General features: G+C 69.9%; 18 protein-coding genes and 1 pseudogene. 10 read left to right on the plus strand and 9 right to left on the minus strand.

What is annotated here, in order from left to right; all coding sequences use genetic code 11:
• The first annotated feature begins 8 nt into the window (after positions 1–8).
• The 5 genes from OG595_RS11680 (at position 9) to OG595_RS11700 (ending at position 5,190) form a co-directional block, all read left to right on the plus strand.
• Complete coding sequence (locus OG595_RS11680) at positions 9–947, plus strand: cellulose-binding protein (protein ID WP_329270823.1); 939 nt, start codon at positions 9–11, stop codon at positions 945–947.
• A gap of 240 nt (positions 948–1,187) precedes the next feature.
• A complete protein-coding gene (locus tag OG595_RS11685; protein WP_329270825.1) occupies positions 1,188–2,195 on the plus strand; it encodes an ABC transporter ATP-binding protein in 1,008 nt (335 codons plus the stop codon).
• Positions 2,192–2,962: an ABC transporter permease subunit gene (locus OG595_RS11690; protein ID WP_329270826.1), complete on the plus strand. Its 771-nt coding sequence runs from the start codon at positions 2,192–2,194 to the stop codon at positions 2,960–2,962. The genes OG595_RS11685 and OG595_RS11690 overlap by 4 nt, the downstream gene beginning before the upstream one ends.
• Before the next feature lie 159 nt (positions 2,963–3,121).
• On the plus strand, positions 3,122–4,351 hold the full coding sequence (locus OG595_RS11695) for an ABC transporter ATP-binding protein (protein ID WP_329270827.1): 1,230 nt from the start codon (positions 3,122–3,124) through the stop codon (positions 4,349–4,351).
• Complete coding sequence (locus tag OG595_RS11700; RefSeq protein ID WP_329270828.1) at positions 4,348–5,190, plus strand: ABC transporter permease; 843 nt, start codon at positions 4,348–4,350, stop codon at positions 5,188–5,190. The genes OG595_RS11695 and OG595_RS11700 overlap by 4 nt, the downstream gene beginning before the upstream one ends.
• A 52-nt stretch (positions 5,191–5,242) precedes the next feature.
• Here OG595_RS11700 and OG595_RS11705 read toward each other — a convergent pair whose 3' ends face one another.
• Positions 5,243–5,578, minus strand: a complete 336-nt coding sequence (locus OG595_RS11705; protein WP_329270830.1) for an ATP/GTP-binding protein — start codon at positions 5,576–5,578, stop codon at positions 5,243–5,245.
• A 279-nt stretch (positions 5,579–5,857) separates the two neighbouring features.
• Between OG595_RS11705 and OG595_RS11710 the strand changes: the two genes are divergently transcribed.
• Positions 5,858–6,886 (plus strand): LLM class flavin-dependent oxidoreductase, encoded by a 1,029-nt coding sequence (locus OG595_RS11710; protein WP_329270832.1) that lies wholly within the window; start codon positions 5,858–5,860, stop codon positions 6,884–6,886.
• Between the two features lie 100 nt (positions 6,887–6,986).
• Here OG595_RS11710 and OG595_RS11715 read toward each other — a convergent pair whose 3' ends face one another.
• Positions 6,987–7,379 carry an SCO5389 family protein gene (locus tag OG595_RS11715; protein ID WP_006381684.1) on the minus strand — a complete coding sequence of 131 codons (393 nt, stop codon included), beginning with the start codon at positions 7,377–7,379 and terminating at the stop codon, positions 6,987–6,989.
• A 299-nt stretch (positions 7,380–7,678) separates the two neighbouring features.
• Here OG595_RS11715 and nucS point away from each other — a divergent pair, with 299 nt between their 5' ends.
• Positions 7,679–8,350 carry an endonuclease NucS gene (nucS, locus tag OG595_RS11720; protein WP_329270835.1) on the plus strand — a complete coding sequence of 224 codons (672 nt, stop codon included), beginning with the start codon at positions 7,679–7,681 and terminating at the stop codon, positions 8,348–8,350.
• 69 nt (positions 8,351–8,419) lie between these two features.
• On the opposite strand, the gene OG595_RS11725 is transcribed toward nucS, so the two are convergent.
• The 3 genes from OG595_RS11725 to OG595_RS11735 all read right to left on the minus strand — a co-directional run bounded on the left by OG595_RS11725 (position 8,420) and on the right by OG595_RS11735 (position 12,609).
• On the minus strand, positions 8,420–11,026 hold the full coding sequence (locus tag OG595_RS11725; protein WP_329270838.1) for an ATP-binding protein: 2,607 nt from the start codon (positions 11,024–11,026) through the stop codon (positions 8,420–8,422).
• Between the two features lie 236 nt (positions 11,027–11,262).
• The gene (locus OG595_RS11730; RefSeq protein ID WP_006382151.1) at positions 11,263–11,586 is read right to left on the minus strand and encodes an STAS domain-containing protein; all 324 of its coding nucleotides are present in this window, start codon (positions 11,584–11,586) and stop codon (positions 11,263–11,265) included.
• A 174-nt stretch (positions 11,587–11,760) separates the two neighbouring features.
• Positions 11,761–12,609, minus strand: a complete 849-nt coding sequence (locus tag OG595_RS11735; RefSeq protein WP_329270844.1) for a 3-hydroxyacyl-CoA dehydrogenase family protein — start codon at positions 12,607–12,609, stop codon at positions 11,761–11,763.
• A 203-nt stretch (positions 12,610–12,812) separates the two neighbouring features.
• Here OG595_RS11735 and OG595_RS11740 point away from each other — a divergent pair, with 203 nt between their 5' ends.
• The 3 genes and pseudogenes from OG595_RS11740 (at position 12,813) to OG595_RS11750 (ending at position 15,539) form a co-directional block, all read left to right on the plus strand.
• Positions 12,813–13,385 (plus strand): cob(I)yrinic acid a,c-diamide adenosyltransferase, encoded by a 573-nt coding sequence (locus OG595_RS11740; RefSeq protein ID WP_329270847.1) that lies wholly within the window; start codon positions 12,813–12,815, stop codon positions 13,383–13,385.
• 24 nt (positions 13,386–13,409) lie between these two features.
• Positions 13,410–13,586, plus strand: a pseudogene (locus OG595_RS11745) (helix-turn-helix domain-containing protein); the annotation flags it as partial.
• 129 nt (positions 13,587–13,715) lie between these two features.
• A complete protein-coding gene (locus tag OG595_RS11750) occupies positions 13,716–15,539 on the plus strand; it encodes a glycoside hydrolase family 18 chitinase (protein ID WP_329270851.1) in 1,824 nt (607 codons plus the stop codon).
• Between the two features lie 445 nt (positions 15,540–15,984).
• On the opposite strand, the gene OG595_RS11755 is transcribed toward OG595_RS11750, so the two are convergent.
• The 4 genes from OG595_RS11755 to OG595_RS11770 form a co-directional block, all read right to left on the minus strand.
• On the minus strand, positions 15,985–16,431 hold the full coding sequence (locus OG595_RS11755) for a DUF2550 domain-containing protein (RefSeq protein WP_329270854.1): 447 nt from the start codon (positions 16,429–16,431) through the stop codon (positions 15,985–15,987).
• 163 nt (positions 16,432–16,594) lie between these two features.
• The gene (locus OG595_RS11760; RefSeq protein WP_105970735.1) at positions 16,595–16,969 is read right to left on the minus strand and encodes a F0F1 ATP synthase subunit epsilon; all 375 of its coding nucleotides are present in this window, start codon (positions 16,967–16,969) and stop codon (positions 16,595–16,597) included.
• A 239-nt stretch (positions 16,970–17,208) separates the two neighbouring features.
• Positions 17,209–18,645: a F0F1 ATP synthase subunit beta gene (gene atpD / locus OG595_RS11765; protein ID WP_329270861.1), complete on the minus strand. Its 1,437-nt coding sequence runs from the start codon at positions 18,643–18,645 to the stop codon at positions 17,209–17,211.
• On the minus strand, positions 18,645–19,562 hold the full coding sequence (locus tag OG595_RS11770; RefSeq protein WP_329270864.1) for a F0F1 ATP synthase subunit gamma: 918 nt from the start codon (positions 19,560–19,562) through the stop codon (positions 18,645–18,647). Before OG595_RS11770 ends, atpD begins: the two co-directional genes overlap by 1 nt.
• Positions 19,563–19,581: the final 19 nt, after the last annotated feature.

Raw genomic sequence — 19,581 nt, forward strand, 5'->3', positions numbered from 1 at the left:
GGAACCCCATGAGCGACACTTCCCCCTACGGCTTCGAGCTTGTGCGGCGTGGGTACGACCGCGCTCAGGTGGACGAACGCATCTCGAAGCTCGTCTCCGACCGTGACAGCGCTCTGGCTCGTATCACTGCTCTGGAAAAGCGCATCGAGGAGCTCCACCTCGAAACGCAGAACGCCCAGGCCCAGGTCAGCGACGCAGAGCCGTCGTACGCCGGTCTCGGCGCGCGCGTCGAGAAGATCCTCCGTCTCGCCGAGGAGGAAGCGAAGGACCTGCGCGAGGAGGCCCGTCGCGCGGCCGAGCAGCACCGTGAGCTCGCCGAGTCGGCGGCCCAGCAGGTGCGCAACGACGCAGAATCGTTCGCTGCGGACCGCAAGTCCAAGGCGGAGGACGAGGGCGTCCGGATCGTCGAGAAGGCCAAGAGCGACGCTTCTCAGCTGCGCCAGGAGGCGACGAAGGACGCGCAGTCCAAGCGCGAGGAGGCGGACGCCCTCTTCGAGGAGACCCGCGCCAAGGCCGCCCAGGCCGCCGCGGACTTCGAGACGAACCTCGCCAAGCGCCGTGAGCAGTCGGAGCGCGACCTCGCGTCCCGTCAGGCCAAGGCCGAGAAGCGCCTCGCGGAGATCGAGCACCGCGCGGAGCAGCTCCGCCTGGAGGCCGAGAAGCTGCGCACGGACGCCGAGCGCCGCGCCCGCCAGACCGTCGAGACGGCCCAGCGCCAGGCCGAGGACATCGTGGCCGACGCGAACGCCAAGGCCGACCGGATCCGTTCGGAATCGGAGCGCGAGCTGGCGGCTCTCACCAACCGCCGCGACTCGATCAACGCCCAGCTGACGAACGTCCGCGAGATGCTGGCCACCCTGACCGGAGCCGCGGTCGCCGCCGCGAGCGCCCCGGTCGCGGACGACGAGCCGATCACCCGCGGAGTGCCGGCCCAGCAGTCCCGGTAAGCAGCGGTTCCAAAAGGCCCGGCACCCCTCCTCCGAGGGGTGCCGGGCCTTTTGTGGGCGCGGGGCTGTGACATTCGCGGTTCCGCCGCGTGGGCGCGACAAGCCACGACGGCGCCGCACCCGACGCGCAACGACCGGCCCCCGACACGAACCCGCGGTCACCGGAAGTTGCCGCACGCGTCACCTCCCGTCCGGCAGAGCCAACTGGCAGCGTTCGACCCCTCGAACTAGCGTGGCCGCATGATCGAGCTTGAGGGGCTGACCAAGCGGTACGGCGAGAAGATGGCGGTCAACCACCTGACCTTCACCGTCAGACCGGGCATCGTGACCGGCTTCCTCGGCCCCAACGGCGCCGGCAAGTCCACCACCATGCGGATGATGCTCGGCCTCGACCGCCCCACCGCCGGCGACGTCCGGATCGACGGTCAGCACTACGACCGGCTCAAGGACCCCTTCAAGTACATCGGCGCCCTCCTCGACGCCACGGCCGTGCACGGCGGACGCAGCGCCTTCAACCACCTGCTCTGTCTCGCGCAGAGCAACGGCATCCCCTCCTCCCGCGTGCACGAGGTGCTCGACACCGTCGGGCTCTCGGCGGTCGCCCGGAAGAAGGCGAAGGGGTTCTCGCTCGGCATGGGGCAGCGCCTCGGTATCGCGGGCGCGCTCCTCGGTGACCCGCGAATCCTGATGTTCGACGAGCCGGTCAACGGTCTCGACCCCGAGGGCATCCACTGGATCCGCAACCTGATGAAATCGCTGGCCGCCCAGGGCCGCACGGTCTTCGTCTCCTCGCACCTCATGAGCGAGATGGCGCTGACCGCCGACCACCTGGTCGTCATCGGACAGGGCCGGCTGCTCGCCGACACCTCCATGGCGGACTTCATCGAGCAGAACTCGCGTTCGTACGTCCGTATCCGCTCCCCCCAGCGCGAACGGCTGCTCGATGTCCTGTACGCCGCCGGGATCACCGCGGTGCAGGCGGGCGGCGAGACGCTCGAAGTGGACGGCGGGAAGGCCGAGCAGATCGGTGAGCTGGCCGCGCAGCACCACCTCGTCCTGTATGAGCTGAGCCCCCAGCAGGCATCCCTGGAGGAGGCGTTCATGCAGCTGACCGCCGAGTCGGTCGAGTACCACGCGCACTCCGGCGCACCTGACCCGTCCGGCCTCCCGGCCGGTCCCCCGCACCGTTCCCCGCCCGATTCCCCGGCGGGGGCGTGGGGCGACGGCTGGCAGGAAGGACGGTCATGACGGCTGTTCAGGTGATCCGGTCCGAGTGGACCAAGATCCGGTCGGTGGCGTCCACGGTGTGGACGCTCGGTCTCGCGGCCGTGGTGACGATCGCGCTCGGCGCGCTGATCTCGCTGCTCTTCAAGAACCAGTGGAGCGACCTCAGCGAGAAGGACCGGCTGTCCTTCGATCCGACCTACACGAGTTTCGCGGGGATGAGCCTCGGGCAGCTCGCGATGATCGTGTTCGGGGTGCTCGTCGTGTCGAACGAGTACAGCACCGGCATGATCCGCACCTCGCTGGCCGCCGTGCCGCAGCGCGGCACGTTCCTCGCCGGCAAGCTCACGGTGGCGGCCGGGCTGGCCTTCGCGGTCGGCGTCGTCACCAGCTTCGCCGCGTTCTTCCTCGGGCAGGCGATGCTGGGCGACCGTTCGACGTCCATCGGTGATCCGGGCGTGCTGCGCGCGGTCATCGGCGGGGCGCTCTACATGACGCTCATCGCCCTGTTCTCCATGGGCGTGGCCGCGATGCTGCGCAGCCCGATGCTGTCGCTGGGTGTGCTGATGCCGTTCTTCTTCCTGATCTCCAACATCCTGGGAGCCGTCTCGGCGACGAAGAAGGTCGCCCGCTATCTGCCCGACCAGGCCGGCAGCAAGATCATGCAGGTGGTCACCCCGGTCGACAACGACACTCCGTACGGTCCCTGGGGCGGGCTCACGATCATGCTGGCGTGGGTCGTCGTGGCCCTGCTGGGCGGGTACGTGCTGCTGAAGAAGCGGGACGCCTGAGCCCGTCCCCTCGCGCAGGCCCCTCGCGCAGCCCCTCGCGCGGTCATGGACCCGACATTTTTGATGCTTCCTCGGGGGAACCGTCAGCGCCCGGATAAGCTCCTAACCCTTACGGGGGCGTGTGCCCTGCTGTCCTGAATTTTTCGGTGGGTGCGGAGCATGATCGAGGCAGTCGGCCTGACGAAGCGCTATGGCGACAAGACGGCCGTGTACAACCTTTCCTTCCAGGTGCGGCCGGGGTCCGTCACCGGCTTCCTCGGCCCCAACGGGTCGGGCAAGTCGACGACGATGAGGATGATCCTCGGCCTGGACCAGCCCACCTCGGGCCAGGTGACGATCGGCGGCTTCCCCTACCGCAAGCTGCCCAACGCCCCCCGCCAGGTCGGTGCGCTGCTCGACGCCAAGGCGGTGCACGGCGGCCGGCACGCCCGCAACCACCTGCTGTGCCTGGCCCAGCTGTCGGGCATTCCGGCGCGGCGCGTGGACGAGGTGCTGGGGGTGGTCGGGCTCCAGGACGTGGCCCGCAAGCGCTCCAAGGGGTTCTCGCTCGGTATGGGGCAGCGGCTCGGCATCGCCGCCGCGCTCCTCGGCGACCCCCAGGTGCTGCTCTTCGACGAGCCGGTCAACGGCCTCGACCCCGAGGGCATCCTCTGGGTGCGCAACCTGATGAAGGCGCTCGCGGCGGAGGGGCGGACGGTGTTCGTCTCCTCCCACCTGATGAGCGAGATGGCGCTGACCGCCGACCACCTCATCGTGATCGGGCGCGGGCAGCTCCTGTCCGACATGAGCGTGAAGGACTTCATCTCCACCAACTCGGCCGACTTCGCGCGCGTGCGCACGCCGGAGACCGAGCCGCAGCAGCGCGAGAAGCTGACGGCGGCGCTGACCGAGGCGGGCGGCCAGGTGCTGCCCGAGCAGGACGGCGCGCTGCGCGTCATGGGCCTGCCCCTGCACCGCATCAGCGACCTCGCGCACTCCGCCGACGTACGCCTGTGGGAGCTGTCGCCGCACCAGGCGTCGCTGGAGGAGGCGTACATGCGGATGACGCAGGGCGCCGTCGACTACCGCTCGACCGTCGACCAGAAGGCCGGGCTCCAGCAGCCGCTGCCGCCGGGCGCGCAGCCGCCGGTGCAGATGCCGGTCCCGGGTCAGGGCCAGCCGGGCTGGTACGCCCCGCCGCCGCCCCAGCAGGGCGGTCAGCCGCCGTTCGGGGACCCCGGCCAGTACGGCCGGCCGGGACAGCCCGCGGGCCCGTACGGCGCCCCTGGCGGCCCCGGCGCTCCCGACGGCGGCCACGTGAACCCTTACGCGCAGCCGGCCGCCGCCCCGCAGCAGGCGCCGGGCGCTCCCGCCTCTCCCGCCCTGACCAAGCCCGAGGACGCCCGATGAGCACGCCCCAGCAGCCCCCGACGCAGCAGCTGTCACCGCAGGCCGCGCCCGGCACTGCGTACGCCCCCTACACCTCGCCGATCCCGGTCACGCGCACGCACCTCGGGCATGCCCTGGCCTCCGAGTGGACGAAGATCAAGTCGGTGCGCTCCACGCTGTGGACGCTCGGAGTCTTCCTGCTCCTCGTCATCGGCATCGGCCTGCTGGTCGCCGTGCAGACGACCGAAGAGGACTTCGGCGATGTGCCGTACACGATCCCGGCGTTCTTCGGGCTGGTCCTCGGGCAGATCTGCCTGATCACGCTGGGCGTGCTGGTCATCTCGTCGGAGTACGGCACGGGCATGATCCGTACGACGTTCACCGCCTCGCCGCAGCGTCACCGGGTGCTCGCCGCCAAGCTGATCATCTTCTTCGCGGTCGCGTTCGTCGTGTCCGCGTTCGCGATCGGTTTCGTCGGTCTGGTGACCGAGTCGATGCACAACGACGGCGCCGGCAAGGCGTGGGGCGGCACGGTCGTCATGGGCGCGCTGTACGTCTCGCTGCTCGGGGTACTCGCCCTCGCGGTCGGCTCGATGCTGCGTCACTCGGCGGGCGCGATCACCGCGATGCTGGGGCTCGTGCTGGTGCCGGCGATCCTGCCCGCGTTCCTCCTGCTCTCCGACAGCATGCGGACGATCGGCGAGAAGATGATGGAGTACAACGCGCCCAACGCCCTCGCCAGGATCTTCCAGCTGGACAGCGAGAACGGCAACGGCGGTGCCCAGCTCGGCCTGCTCGCCGGGGTGACCGCGGCGGCGATCGCCGGTGCCTTCGTGCTGCTGGACCGCCGGGACGTGTGATTCACCCGGACGCGTGAACTCTCCTGACCACTGGGCGAGTTCGGGAGCCCGGTCAGAACCTCGGCGCGTTACGGGACCGCTGCACCCGCGTGGTGCGGCGGTCCTTCGCGTTCCAGCACGCCTTGTGCCAGTGCCGCCGTTCGTCCACGCCCGCGTGCTCGGCCCACGCGACCACGTGCGGGACACCTGACGGGATCAGCTGGTCGCAGCCGGGGCAGCGGTACGTCTTGCCCTGGGCGCCGGCGCCCGCCACATGCCGGACGTTCCAGTTCTCGCCCTGCCAGTTCTCCGAGGAGTGGAAGCCGCCGTAGCGGCCGGAGTCCTCCCCGTCGGCGCTCCGGCCGGACGAGCCGCCGGGGCCTTGGGGGCGGTTGCGACGCGGGGACACAGGACACCTCACGGAGCGGTTCAGGGGGCACGATTCCCCTCCAGCCTACGCGGCGCGATCCGGGGTAAAGGTAAGTCACGGCCTCAGCGTCACCTCTCTCGAACCTCCTCTCGAATCCCCCGTCGGCTCGCCATCGGCACCCCGGCCTCTTCCGCCCGGCTGCTCGATTCTGCAGACAATCCGCCTATCTCTCCGCCAAGCCGTGACTTCGGCACGTGTCGAGCGGTTATGCCGTGCGGGGGAGCTCCGTGTCGGGGCCTAGGAAGCAGGAAAAGAGCAATGCGCGTAGGAAGTTTTGTGCTGGCGGCCCAGTTCCCGGGCCAGGGCCAGGGGGAGGCGCTGCACCGAGCTGTCAGGTCCGCCGAGGTCGCCGAGGAGGCGGGTCTCGACACGGTCTGGCTGGCGGAGCACCACTTCGTGCCGTACGGCGCCTGCCCGTCCGCGACCACCCTGGCCGCTCTGCTGCTGGGCCGCACCCGGCGCATCCGGGTCGGTACGGCGGTGAGCGTGCTGCCCACCACCCACCCCGTGGCGCTCGGCGAACAGGCGGCGCTGCTGCATCTGACGTCCGGCGGGCGGTTCACGCTGGGCGTGGGGCGCGGCGGGCCGTGGGTCGACCTGGAGGTCTTCGGGACGGGGCTCGCGGCGTACGAGAAAGCGTTCCCCGAATCACTCGATCTGCTGCTGCGCTGGCTGCGCGAACCGTCCGTGTCGGCCGACGGCGACCGGTTCAGGTTCCGCGAAGTGCCCGTCGTACCCAGCCCGTCGGAGTCTCTGACGGACACCGCGGGGCCGGAGGTCGTCGTCGCGTGCACCTCGCCGTCGAGCGTGCGGCTGGCCGCCGAGCGCGGGCTGCCGATGCTCCTCGGGATGCATGTCGGGGACGAGGAGAAGGCCGAGATGGTCGCCCTGTGGCGGCGGTACGCGCGTGCGGCGCGACGCCCGGGGGACGAGATCCGGGGTGCCGCCCATGTGTCGGCCGGCGTCTGCCAGATCGCGGACCGGCGCACGGACGCGGTCGAGACCCTGATGAAGGCGATGCCGGGCTGGCTGCGACAGGGACTGGAAGCGCATGTCACGGTGGACGGCCGCCAGCGCTCGATGCGGGACCCGGTGGCGTACACCGAACTCCTCTGCGGACTGCACCCGGTGGGCACGGCCAGGCTCTGCGCCGACCGGCTCGCGGCGACCTCCGAACGGACGGGCATCTCCCGCTTCGCCCTGCTCGTCGAGGGTTCCGGCGACCTGGCGGCCACGGAGGAGAACGTACGACGGCTGGGGACCGAGGTGCTCACCCAGCTGCGCTGAACACCCGCCGGGGCCGAACACCCGGCTGCCGCAGGGAGCTTGCCGCTCCGTACTGAACACCTCCCGCGTACGGAGCGGCAAGCCGTTGCCCCCAATCGCGTCAGCAGTCCCGGAATTCCGGGGACTGGTTCAGCAACTGACTGCGCACCGAGGTGAAGCGGGCCAGCTTGACGTCCACCGAGGAGTCCAGCGGGAACACCGCCACCCGGTGGCAGTTCTGGAAGGCCAGCCGCACACCGAAGTGCCGCTGCAGCGCTCCGCGTATCGCGTCACTCGCCAGCGCGCGCAGCAGCTGGCCCCGTGCCTGCTCGTCCGGCGGCGGCGTCTGGTTGTCGGCGAAGTCTCCGCCGTCCACCTTCAGCTGGGCCACCAGGGAGCTGATCATCTCCCATGCGTAGGGCAGGGAGGTCCGGACGCAGTCGACGAATTCCGCTTCGTCGACCTCGCCTCGCTCGGCCTGTTCGAGTAGGGCCGGTGAGACGTCGAGCGACATGAGTTCTCCTCTCGCACCCCCGGGTCACGGGGGTTGCCTGACAGGGAAAGGGAGCCCGCGAAACCGAGCACGCTCCGTACACACATCGCGACCTCCCGTTTACTACCGTAGGCAACGGGCCGTTACAGCACCAGGAAAACGCGGATACAGGACCGGTCAGAAGCGTCCGCGTAGGCACACAATCAGCCAACAACGAACAGTTGCCACTGGCATGTTCCTTCGGCCCACGAAATCCCCGTCAGCGCTTCTGAGGTGGGCGAATCGCGTGGACCACCGCGCGTCGAGTAGCGTTGCCGACCATGCGTCTCGTCATTGCGCGCTGTTCCGTGGACTACGCGGGCCGGCTCACCGCTCATCTCCCGTCGGCCCCCCGCCTCATCCTGGTCAAGGCTGACGGCAGCGTCTCGATCCACGCGGACGACCGCGCCTACAAGCCTCTCAACTGGATGTCTCCGCCCTGCACGTTGAAGGAGGGGGCAGGAGAAGAGGAGGGGATCTGGACCGTCATCAACAAGGCGGGCGAGAAGCTCATCATCACGATGGAGGAGATCCTCCACGATTCCTCGCACGAACTGGGCGTGGACCCCGGCCTGATCAAGGACGGCGTGGAAGCGCACCTCCAGGAACTGCTCGCCGACCGCATCGAGACCCTCGGCGACGGCTACACCCTGATCCGCCGCGAGTACATGACGGCCATCGGCCCGGTCGACATCCTGTGCCGTGACGCCGACGGCGCGACGGTCGCGGTCGAGATCAAGCGACGCGGTGAGATCGACGGCGTGGAGCAACTCACGCGCTACCTGGAGCTGTTGAACCGCGACCCGCACCTCGCGCCGGTCCGCGGCATCTTCGCCGCCCAGGAGATCAAGCCCCAGGCCCGTGTCCTCGCGACGGACCGGGGCATCGGCTGCGCGATCCTGGACTACAACGCGATGCGCGGCATCGAGGACGACAAACTCCGGCTGTTCTGACGTCCGTTCACAGCTGTACGAGGAAGGGGGCGGGCCCGTGACAACGGGCCCGCCCCCTTCCTCGTGCTGTCAGATCACCGGTGCGCTGGTGTCGGCGGCCGGGGCACTCGCCGACTCGCTCGCCGTCTCGCTCTGGACCGGGCTGGAGGCCGAGGCAGGGGGGTCCGAGGGCGACGTGGACGCGGTCGGCTCGACCGAGTCGGACGCCGACGGAGTGGGCGTGGCCGTGTCGGACGGCTGCGTGGACGGAGAGGTCGACGTCGACGGGTTGGAGCTGGGCGACGTGGACGCGGACGTGGTCGGCTTGGGCGGCTTGGTCCCGCCGCCGGTGCTCCCCCCGCCCCCCGGCGTCCTCGTCCCCGTGGGGTCGTCCGACGGCGTCTGGCCGTCCGCGGGCGGCGGCGTCGGGTCGTCCGAGGTGCCCATCGTCCCGTCGGGTCCCGGGTCGGTCGGCCGGCTGGTGGCCGTCCCGGTGTCGCCGTTGCTGTCGCTGCCGCCGTTGTCGGCCTTGTCGGCGCCCAGGCTGTCGTCGTCGCTGCCCGCACTGGCGGACGGGTTGACGCCGACCTGGTCGGACGGCGCGTCGTTGGGGTTCGAGGTCGCCCCCAGCGTCACCACCGTGCCGAGGACCGCCGCGAGCAGGGCGCCCGCGCCGACCGCCACGAGGTTGCGCCGGGCACCGCCCACGAGCCGCTGGACGGCCGAGGCCTTGTGCGCCCCTCCGCCACCGGACCGGGACGTGATCACCGTCGCCGGGAAGTCACCGCCCCCGTAGCCGGAACCCGAACCGGAAGCCGAACCGGAACCCGCGGGCGACGCCTTGAGCGGCGGGTAGCCCGCGGCCCCGAAGACGGCCGGGACGCCGCCGGGCGGCGACGCCGACTCCTCGTACCGCGCGTCCGGCACCTCCTCGCCCGCCGGGGAACCCGTGCCGGAGCCGAGCCCAGGGGTGTCGCCGGACCGGTCGGCTACCAGGGTGAGGGCGCGGCGGCCCGCGACCGTCCCGCGCTTGTCGGCGACGGCACCGCGCAGCCCGATGGCGCCCTCCAACTCGCTACGGGCCCGGTCGAGCTGTTCGCCGCAGAGCGCGAGGATGCCCAACTCATGGTGGAAATAGGCCTGTTCCGAGACATCCCCGGCGAGCCGGGCAGCCTCGGCGCCGGAGTGCAGGACGTGTTCCCAGGCGCTCCAGTACAGGCCGGCCGCGAAGGCGGGCGCCGCCGTGCGGGCCAGCTGCACGGCCGTGCTCTCCTCGTCCTCCCCCGGCGGTGTGGTCGTGGGGACCAGCACGTCGAGGGCGGCGAGCAGGGCGTCGGCCTCGGCGCAGACCCGCTCGGGGGTCACGGAGGGGTGTCCGGCCCACCAGGCGTAGTGCTGGGCGGCGGTGAACGCCCGGTCCTGGGCGCCTTCGCCGTATCCGGCGGCCTCCAGCTGGGTCCGTACCCCGGCCGCGAGCCGGTAGTGGGAGCCGACCGGGGAGACGAGGGCGCAGCCCAGCAGCTCACCGAGGGCGGCGTCCGCGTGGGTGTCGCCGACCAGCGCGGGCAGATGCGCCTGGTGGGGCACCTCGCCGCCGAGCGCGACGGCGAACCGCAGGGTCTCCCGCGCGGACGCACTGAGCCGGGACGCGAGCAGCGGCGCGGGCGCGGCACCCTCGGCGAGCGAGGGCAGCGGTACGTCGTCCTCGTCGCCGGTGTCGAAGGGCGCGTCGACCGGTGTGTCGGCCGGGGCGTCCTCGAAGACGCCGAACTCGTCGAACGCGTCGGCGCGGGCGCGCAGTTTGTCGCGCTGCCTGAGCAGGGCGCCTGCCTGGACGAACCGCAGGGGCAGGCCCTCGGACTCGAACCAGAGGTCGCCCGCCCAGTTGGCCTCCTCCTCGGTGAGGACGCGGCCGACGGCGCGCTCCAGGAGTTCCAGGCCGCCGGCCCGGTCGAGGCCGTCGAGGAACAGTTCCTCGATCAGCGCGTCGGCGGACGGCGCGGGCACGTCGGGGGTGGCGCTGATCAGGAAGGCGCACTCGGGGGTCGCGTCGAGGAGTTCGTCGAGCGCGGCGCCGCCGAACTCCACGTCGTCGAGGACGACGACCGCGCCGGCCTCGCGGACGAGGGCGCGCAGTTCGTCCGGTTCCGGCCGGTACAGAGGTGCGCTGTAGACGGCGTAGAAGAGGTCGTAGAGCAGATCGGTCTGGGTGCGGTGGAAGCCGGTGAGGCGGACCACGCCGTCGGGGGCGAGGTCCGCGCAGTCCGCGGCGACGGCGTCGAGGAGCGTGGTGCGGCCGGCGCCGGCCGGGCCGGTGAGGCGAACCGAACGGCCGCGGGCCAGCAGCCGCACCAGCCGTTCGCGCTCGCCGTCGCGCTCCAGCAGCGGCAGTTCGGGCTGTGCGGGCCCGGGCAGTACGGGTGGTCTGGCGGCGCGGCTGATCTCGGCGCGCTCGGCGGCCGTGAGTTTGACGGGCCTGCCGGGCCGTTCGCCGGGCGGGCAGACCTCTATCTCGCTGCCGTCGACCGGGTTGACGGTGAGCAGGTAGTCGCCCGAGACGAGCTGCGCCGTGCGGGCGAGCGCCGGTGTGTGCTGGCCGAAGTCGTTGGTGAGGGCGTCACGAGGCGGGCGCTGACGCGGCGTGCTGCCGTCGGCGTCCTGGCCGTACTCCTCGGAGCCCTGGCTGTTCGGGTCCATAAGGTTCAAGCCCCCCAAAAGCGTCGTGTGCGGGTCGACAGGACCCAGGCCCCTCCCGGCCTTGCTGCACACTGCGCTGTCGCTTCTGGTCCGGGCCCGCTCGTGGGATGTCAGGCAGCGGGCGACCGAACCCTAAACCTTCGCACAGTATCTATGACAGGCCGGGGTACCGCGCCGTCCGAGACGTCACAGTCTCGTGAGGATTGCGAGTGAAGCGCGTTTTCACACTCACCGGTTCACACTCTGGGCAGCGACTCCACCCCGATACCGCCCTCGATCGCCAGGATCCGGTGCAGCCGGGTGGCCACCAGCAGGCGCTGCATCTGCGGTGGTACGTCGCGCAGCACGAGCCGTCTGCCGCACCGCCCGCACCGCCGGTGGGCTCCCATGATCACGCCGAGTCCGGTGGCGTCCCAGGAGTCCAGCTCGGACAGGTCCAGCACGAGATCGCCGACGCCTGTGTCGACGGCCGTATGCAGGACCGTACGGGCGTCCGCCGCGCTGCGGACGTCGAGGCGGCCCCCGACGACCAGCTCGGCGTGGTCGCCCCTGATGTACATATGCGCTCCCGTGAGTGCGTGTCGTGCTCCGCGTCGGTAGGTGATGCAACGTCTGACTGCCTGAGAGGCGGTCAGGTTGCCGTCTGTGAGCGAACCGATACTCAATTCACCCCACAGGGTGATACCCCAGGGGTTCGTGCGGTTTCCGTGCCTGTTGACTACCCGCGATACCGCTCAGTGCTTGTAGAAGCCCTGCCCGCTCTTACGGCCGATGTCACCGGCGTCAACCATCCGGCGCATCAGCTCCGGAGGAGCGAACTTCTCGTCCTGGGACTCGGTGTAGATGTTGCTGGTGGCGTGCAGCAGGATGTCGACCCCGGTGAGGTCGGCGGTGGCCAACGGGCCCATGGCGTGCCCGAAGCCGAGCTTGCAGGCCAGGTCGATGTCCTCCGCGGTGGCGACACCGGACTCGTACAGCTTGGCCGCCTCGACGACGAGCGCCGAGATCAGCCGGGTCGTCACGAATCCGGCGACGTCCCGGTTGACGACGACACAGGTCTTGCCGACGGACTCGGCGAACTCCCGTGCGGTCGCGAGGGTTTCGTCGCTCGTCTTGTAGCCGCGGACCAGCTCGCAGAGCTGCATCATCGGCACCGGCGAGAAGAAGTGCGTGCCGACGACCCGGTCCGGGCGGTCGGTGACGGCGGCGATCTTGGTGATCGGGATGGCTGAGGTGTTGGAGGCGAGCACGGCGTCCTCGCGCGCGATCTTGTCGAGCGCGCGGAAGATCTCGTGCTTGACCTCCAGCTTCTCGAAGACCGCCTCGACGACGATGTCCGCGTCGCCGACCGCGTCCAGGTCGGTCGTCGCGGTGATGCGTCCGAGGGCGGCCTCGGCGTCGGCCGCGGCCAGTTTGCCCTTGCCGACGAACCGGTCGTACGAGGATTTGATGCCGTCGGTGCCACGGGTGAGCGCTTCGTCGGTGACATCGCGCAGTACGACGTCCCAGCCCGCCTGGGCGGATACCTGGGCGATGCCGGAACCCATCAGGCCGGCTCCGATGACGGCAAGCTTCCGTGCCACTGTGCGACTCCCCTGACGCGCTGTTTATGCATGCCTCGTGTATTGGGCCTCTTCGGCGGACCCTAGCGGTCGTGAGGGTGCTGTGTGACCGGTAAGTAATGCGCGTCACGTCTCATCTGACGGACATCACACCGACGTGTCTCATTCCACCCCTCGTACGGCCTAGTTGAGCGGTCGTCGGAGCTGGTCACTACCCTGGCCACATGGTCAATCTGACGCGCATCTACACGAGGACCGGCGACAAGGGCACCACCGCCCTCGGCGACATGAGCCGGGTCGCCAAGACCGATCTGCGGATCTCGGCGTACGCCGACGCCAACGAGGCGAACGCGGTGATCGGGACCGCCGTCGCGCTGGGCGGGCTGGAGGCGGAGGTCGTCAAGGTGCTGACGCGGGTGCAGAACGACCTGTTCGACGTGGGCGCGGACCTGGCGACGCCGGTGGCCGAGAACCCGGAGTTCCCTCCGCTGCGGGTCGAGCAGTCCTACATCGACAAGCTGGAGGCGGACTGCGACCGGTTCCTCGAAGACCTGGAGAAGCTGCGCTCGTTCATCCTCCCCGGCGGCACCCCCGGCGCGGCTCTGCTGCACCAGGCGTGCACGGTCGTACGCCGGGCCGAGCGCTCGACCTGGGCGGCCCTGGAGGTCCACGCGGAGGTGATGAACCCGCTCACCGCGACCTACCTCAACCGGCTGTCGGACCTGCTGTTCATCCTGGCGCGGACCGCCAACAAGGCGGTCGGGGACGTCCTGTGGGTCCCGGGCGGGGAGCGCTGACGAAGGACCTGATCGAGGCCGGTACGGAGGTGGCGCGCGGTGCTGTCGCGTCTCGGCGAGGGACTGTCCAACACGGACGTCGCGATCCGCCTCGACATGACCGAGGCGACGGTGAAGACGCACGTCAGCCGGTTGCCGGGCAGGCCGGGGCTGCGCAGTCGGGCGCAAGCGGCGGTGCCGACGCAGGAGTTGGGGGTTTAACGGATCGGTGGAGGCTTTCCGCGAAGTGGTCCAGACCTATTGACCCGTGGTCCAGACCTTCCTATTCTCGCGGCACTGTGGGTGCGAAGGCTCAGTCGCGCCCCCCTGACACCTCCAAGGAGGCGCGGCATGCGCTTCGGACAAAGATGTACGGCAGGCCTGACCACCCTGCTGCTCCCCCTCGCCGCCCTGGTGGGCCTGGCGAGCCCGGCACAGGCGGCCACCTCGGCCACCGCGACCTACGCGAAGACCCAGGACTGGGGCACCGGTTTCGAGGGCAGGTGGACGGTCACCAACACCGGCACCACATCGATCAGTTCATGGACGGTCGAGTGGGACTTCCCCTCGGGTACGTCCGTCACCTCGGCCTGGGACGCCGATGTCACCTCCAGTGGCACCCACTGGACCGCCAAGAACAAGTCGTGGAACGGCACCCTCGCCCCGGGCGCCGCCGTCTCCTTCGGCTTCAACGGCGCCGGTTCCGGTGCTCCCGCCAACTGCAAGCTGAACGGCGGCAGTTGTGACGGCGGCTCGGTCCCCGGCGACAACGCCCCCTCGGCGCCCGGCACTCCGACGGCCTCCGGCGTCACCAACACCTCGGTGAAGCTCAGTTGGGGCGCGGCCACCGACGACAAGGGCATCAAGAACTACGACGTGCTGCGCGGCGGCACCAAGGTCGCGACGGTGACGGCCACCTCGTACACGGACACGGGTCTGACCGCCGGCACGGACTACTCCTACACCGTGCAGGCCCGGGACACCGCCGACCAGACCGGCCCGGTGAGCGGCGCGGTCGCCGTGCGCACCACCGGCGGCACCACGGACCCGCCGCCCACCGGCTCCAAGGTCAAGCTCGGCTACTTCACCGAGTGGGGCGTCTACGGCCGCAACTACCACGTCAAGAACCTGGTGACCTCGGGCTCGGCGTCGAAGATCACGCACATCAACTACGCGTTCGGCAACGTCAAGGACGGCAAGTGCGTCGTCGACGACACCTACGCCGCCTACGACAAGGCCTACACCGCCGACCAGTCGGTGTCCGGCGTCGCCGACACCTGGGACCAGCCACTGCGCGGCAACTTCAACCAGCTGCGCCAGCTGAAGGCCAAGTACCCGAACATCAAGGTGCTGTACTCCTTCGGCGGCTGGACCTACTCCGGCGGCTTCGCGCAGGCCGCCGCCAACCCGGCCGCCTTCGCCGCCTCCTGCAAGGCGGTCGTCGAGGACCCGCGCTGGGCGGACGTCTTCGACGGCATCGACATCGACTGGGAGTACCCGAACGCCTGCGGCCTGACCTGTGACACGTCCGGTGCCGCGTCCTTCAAGAACCTGCTGTCGGCACTGCGTTCGACGTTCGGGGCGAACTACCTGGTCACCGCGGCCATCACCGCCGACGGCTCCTCCGGCGGCAAGATCGACGCGGCCGACTACGGCGGCGCCTCCGCCTACGCCGACTGGTACAACGTGATGACGTACGACTACTTCGGTGCCTTCGACGCGGACGGCCCGACCGCCCCGCACTCACCGCTCACGTCGTACGCCGGTATCCCGGCCGCCGGCTTCAACTCCGCCGACGCCATCGCCAAGCTCAAGGCGAAGGGCGTCCCGGCGGCGAAGCTCCTGCTGGGCATCGGCTTCTACGGCCGCGGCTGGACCGGCGTCACCCAGTCCGCCCCCGGCGGCACGGCGACCGGCGCGGCACCGGGCACCTACGAGGCGGGCATCGAGGACTACAAGATCCTCAAGAACTCGTGCCCGGCCACCGGGACGATCGCCGGCACCGCCTACGCGTACTGCGGCAACAACTGGTGGTCGTACGACACCCCCGCGACGATCGCCGGGAAGATGACCTGGGCCAAGAACCAGGCCCTGGGCGGCGCGTTCTTCTGGGAGTTCAGCGGCGACACGAGCAACGGGGAGCTGGTGAGCGCGATCAGCGGCGGCCTGGGCTGATCCCCTCGGCAGCGGCAGAGCAGCCGCGGACGGACCTCCAGGTCTGTCCGCGGCTGCTCTGTGCGCCGCGCACGCCCCCGGCGCACTCAGCTCCGGGACCTTCGGTCCCCTCGGAGGGCCGGATGTCAGGCGCCGTCCGGCCGTTCACCGGGAACACTTTGGACCACGAACCACCAGGCAAAACGTCTCACTCGGGGGAACTCATGACCCGCAGGACCAGGAACAGGACGCCCCGCAGGATCACGGCGACGACCACCAGAGCCGTCGGCACGCTCGCGGGAGGGGCGATAGCGGCCCTCATGGCCCTGGCCCCGGCAACCATCACCGTGACATTCGGCGCGCCGGCACCGCTCGCGGTCTCCGCCCAGCCCGGCACCGCCATCCCCTACGACGGGTCGGTGTGCCCGCGGACCACGGGGAACCGGGCGACAAGTTAGTCAGGCCGTCAGGCCACGTTCACCTGTTGCCCGGGAGGCGCCGCCTCCAGCCAGGCGAGGAAACCGGTCAGCGCGTCGTCGCTCATCGCCAGTTCGAGTCTCGTCCCCCGGTGGAGACAGGCCAGCACCACCGCGTCCGAGAGCAGGGCCAGCTCCTCCTCGCCGTCGGGGGCACGGCGGCCGGCCACCTCGATCGACGAGCGTTCCAGGACACGGCGCGGACGCGGGGAGTACGAGAAGACGCGGTACCACTCGATGCGGTCGCCGTTGTAGCGGGCGACACCGTAGCCCCAGCCCTTGCCGCTGGGGTCGGGTTTCTCGGGTACGTCCCAGCGCAGGCTGCAGTCGAACGTACCGCCGGAGCGTTGGATGAGCCGGCGGCGCAGGCCGAAGACGAACAGGCCGACCACCACGACCGCCACTACCAAGCCGCACACAGTCAGAGCGAGGATCATCGACACCGACCTCCTCGTCTCCTAGGTAACGGAAAAGAAAAAACATCCGGATTCGCCTCAGCCGCGGCCAGGACCGGCGCAAACCGGTCCCAGCCGCGGCTGAGGCAAAGCGTCACACTGTGCTCCCCCAGAGCCTAAACGGCCTGGGCGGGACCCCCAGATGTCAGCGCGCCGCCACGGCCCGCAGTCGGACGTCCGCACGCCGCTCGGCGGAGGCGTCGCCCTCCGCCTTCGCGCGTTCGAGCTCCCGCTCCACGCGCTGGACGTCGATCTCGTCCGCCAGCTCGGCGACCTCCGCCAGCAGCGACAGCTTGTTGTCGGCGAACGAGATGAAACCGCCGTGCGCCGCGGCGACGACCGTTCCACCATCACTCGTACGGATGGTCACCGGGCCCGACTCCAGCACACCGAGCAGCGGCTGGTGACCGGGCATGACGCCGATGTCGCCGGACGTGGTGCGCGCGACGACCAGGGTGGCCTCGCCGGACCAGACCTGACGGTCGGCAGCGACCAACTCGACGTGCAGCTCAGCAGCCAAGGTTGGCTCCTCGGGTCACCACCCGGCTAGGTCACCGGGTGTTGCGTATAAGTCTAGTAGGGCTCCGAGCACCGAAGTGCCGGGGCCTCCCCCCAGGCTTTCGGCTGGGGGTCCGGGGCCGCGCGGCGCCGGCCGCGAATGACACGGCCCCGGGATGATTCAGCGGTGGGTGTGGCGAGAGGGGCAGGACGCACCCCGCGAAGGGTGCTCCCCTGCCCCTCTCCCAAGAAGCGCGGGGGTCAGGAGACGCCCAGCTCCTTGGCGTTGGCCTTGAGGTCCTCGATGCCACCGCAGAGGAAGAACGCCTGCTCCGGGAAGTGGTCGTAGTCGCCGTCGATGATCGCGTTGAACGCGGTGATCGACTCGTCCAGCGGTACGTCCGACCCGTCGACGCCGGTGAACTGCTTGGCGACGTGGGTGTTCTGGGACAGGAAGCGCTCCACGCGACGGGCACGGTGGACGGTGAGCTTGTCTTCCTCGCCCAGCTCGTCGATACCGAGGATCGCGATGATGTCCTGGAGGTCCTTGTACTTCTGGAGGACACCCTTGACACGCATGGCCGTGCTGTAGTGGTCCGCCGCGATGTAGCGGGGGTCCAGGATGCGGGACGTGGAGTCCAGCGGGTCCACGGCCGGGTAGATGCCCTTCTCGGAGATCGGACGGGAGAGAACCGTCGTCGCGTCGAGGTGGGCGAACGTGGTGGCCGGGGCCGGGTCGGTCAGGTCGTCCGCGGGGACGTAGATCGCCTGCATCGAGGTGATCGAGTGACCACGGGTCGAGGTGATGCGCTCCTGGAGGAGACCCATCTCGTCGGCCAGGTTCGGCTGGTAACCCACCGCGGAGGGCATACGGCCGAGCAGGGTCGAGACCTCGGAACCGGCCTGCGTGAAGCGGAAGATGTTGTCGATGAAGAACAGCACGTCCTGCTTCTGCACATCGCGGAAGTACTCCGCCATGGTCAGACCGGCCAGGGCCACGCGCAGACGGGTGCCCGGGGGCTCGTCCATCTGGCCGAAGACCAGCGCGGTCTTGTCGATGACGCCGGACTCCGACATCTCCTCGATGAGGTCGTTGCCCTCACGAGTGCGCTCACCGACACCGGCGAACACGGAGACACCGTCGTGGTTGTTGGCGACGCGGTAGATCATCTCCTGGATGAGCACCGTCTTGCCGACGCCGGCACCGCCGAACAGGCCGATCTTTCCACCCTTGACGTACGGGGTGAGAAGGTCGATGACCTTGACGCCGGTCTCGAACATCTCGGTCTTCGACTCGAGCTCGTCGAAACGCGGGGCCTTGCGGTGGATGGACCAGCGCTCGCCCGAGTACGTCTCGTCGGAGTTCAGCACCTCGCCGAGGGTGTTGAAAACCTTGCCCTTGGTGAAGTCGCCGACGGGGACGGTGATGCCCGTACCCGTGTCGGTGACCACGGCCTGCCGGACCAGACCGTCGGTGGGCTGCATGGAGATGGTGCGGACCAGGCCGTCACCCAGGTGCTGGGCGACCTCCAGGGTCAGCGTCTTCTTCGCGCCGTCGAGGGCCGGGTCGGCCACCTCGACGTGAAGGGCGTTGTAGATCTCCGGCATGGCGTCGACGGGGAATTCCACGTCGACGACCGGGCCGATGACCCGGGCGACGCGGCCCGTGGCAACGGCCGTCTCAACTGTCGTCGTCATTACCTGTCACTCCCCGCGGTCGCGTCGGCCAGGGCTGCGGTGCCACCGACGATCTCGCTGATTTCCTGGGTGATTTCGGCCTGTCGGGCCGCGTTGGCAAGTCGGGAGAGCGTCGTGATGAGGTCTCCCGCGTTGTCGGTGGCCGACTTCATCGCGCGGCGCGTGGCGGCGTGCTTGGAAGCGGCCGACTGGAGCATCGCGTTGTAGATACGGCTCTCGACGTACCGCGGCAGCAGGGCGTCGAGGACGTCCTCCGCCGACGGCTCGAAGTCGTACAGCGGAAGGATCTCGCCCTTCCCCGCCGACTCCGCGGCCACCTCGTCGAGACGCAACGGCAGCAGACGGCCGTCGACCGCGTTCTGCGTCATCATCGAGACGAACTCGGTGTAGACGATGTGGAGTTCGTCCACGCCGCCGTCCGCCGTCTCCTTCTCGATGGCCTCGATGAGCGGAGCCGCGACCTTCTTGGCGTCCGCGTACGTGGGCTGGTCGGTGAAGCCCGACCACGACTCCACGACCTTGCGCTCGCGGAAGTTGTAGTGGGCCAGACCGCGGCGGCCGACGATGTACGTGTCGACCTCCTTGCCCTCCGCCTCAAGGCGCGCCGTCAACTGCTCGGCGGCCTTGATCGCGTTGGAGTTGAAGGCACCGGCCAGACCGCGGTCGCTCGTGAGGAGCAGCACCGCGGAACGGGTCGGCGTCTCGGCCTCGGTGGTCAGCGGGTGCCTGGTGTTCGAGCCTGTGCCGACCGCCGTGACCGCGCGGGTGAGCTCGGTCGCGTACGGCGCGGAGGCCGCCACCTTGCGCTGCGCCTTGACGACTCGCGAGGCGGCGATCATCTCCATCGCCTTGGTGATCTTCTTGGTCGCGGTGACGGATTTGATGCGACGCTTGTAGACCCGGAGCTGGGCTCCCATGAGTCAGGTCCCTTCCGTC

Origin of the sequence: Streptomyces sp. NBC_01451, from assembly GCF_036227485.1 — a bacterium.
Taxonomy (GTDB): Bacteria; Actinomycetota; Actinomycetes; order Streptomycetales; family Streptomycetaceae; genus Streptomyces.

What these genes read in the sequence shown, in the direction of transcription:
- OG595_RS11680 (WP_329270823.1), top strand. Translation starts at nt 9, where the DNA reads ATGAGCGACACTTCCCCCTACGGCTTCGAGCTTGTGCGGCGTGGGTAC.
- OG595_RS11685 (WP_329270825.1), top strand. Translation starts at nt 1,188, where the DNA reads ATGATCGAGCTTGAGGGGCTGACCAAGCGGTACGGCGAGAAGATGGCG.
- OG595_RS11690 (WP_329270826.1), top strand. Translation starts at nt 2,192, where the DNA reads ATGACGGCTGTTCAGGTGATCCGGTCCGAGTGGACCAAGATCCGGTCG.
- OG595_RS11695 (WP_329270827.1), top strand. Translation starts at nt 3,122, where the DNA reads ATGATCGAGGCAGTCGGCCTGACGAAGCGCTATGGCGACAAGACGGCC.
- OG595_RS11700 (WP_329270828.1), top strand. Translation starts at nt 4,348, where the DNA reads ATGAGCACGCCCCAGCAGCCCCCGACGCAGCAGCTGTCACCGCAGGCC.
- OG595_RS11710 (WP_329270832.1), top strand. Translation starts at nt 5,858, where the DNA reads ATGCGCGTAGGAAGTTTTGTGCTGGCGGCCCAGTTCCCGGGCCAGGGC.
- OG595_RS11715 (WP_006381684.1), bottom strand. Translation starts at nt 7,379, where the DNA reads ATGTCGCTCGACGTCTCACCGGCCCTACTCGAACAGGCCGAGCGAGGC.
- nucS (WP_329270835.1), top strand. Translation starts at nt 7,679, where the DNA reads ATGCGTCTCGTCATTGCGCGCTGTTCCGTGGACTACGCGGGCCGGCTC.
- OG595_RS11725 (WP_329270838.1), bottom strand. Translation starts at nt 11,026, where the DNA reads ATGGACCCGAACAGCCAGGGCTCCGAGGAGTACGGCCAGGACGCCGAC.
- OG595_RS11730 (WP_006382151.1), bottom strand. Translation starts at nt 11,586, where the DNA reads ATGTACATCAGGGGCGACCACGCCGAGCTGGTCGTCGGGGGCCGCCTC.
- OG595_RS11740 (WP_329270847.1), top strand. Translation starts at nt 12,813, where the DNA reads ATGGTCAATCTGACGCGCATCTACACGAGGACCGGCGACAAGGGCACC.
- OG595_RS11750 (WP_329270851.1), top strand. Translation starts at nt 13,716, where the DNA reads ATGCGCTTCGGACAAAGATGTACGGCAGGCCTGACCACCCTGCTGCTC.
- OG595_RS11755 (WP_329270854.1), bottom strand. Translation starts at nt 16,431, where the DNA reads ATGATCCTCGCTCTGACTGTGTGCGGCTTGGTAGTGGCGGTCGTGGTG.
- atpD (WP_329270861.1), bottom strand. Translation starts at nt 18,645, where the DNA reads ATGACGACGACAGTTGAGACGGCCGTTGCCACGGGCCGCGTCGCCCGG.
- OG595_RS11770 (WP_329270864.1), bottom strand. Translation starts at nt 19,562, where the DNA reads ATGGGAGCCCAGCTCCGGGTCTACAAGCGTCGCATCAAATCCGTCACC.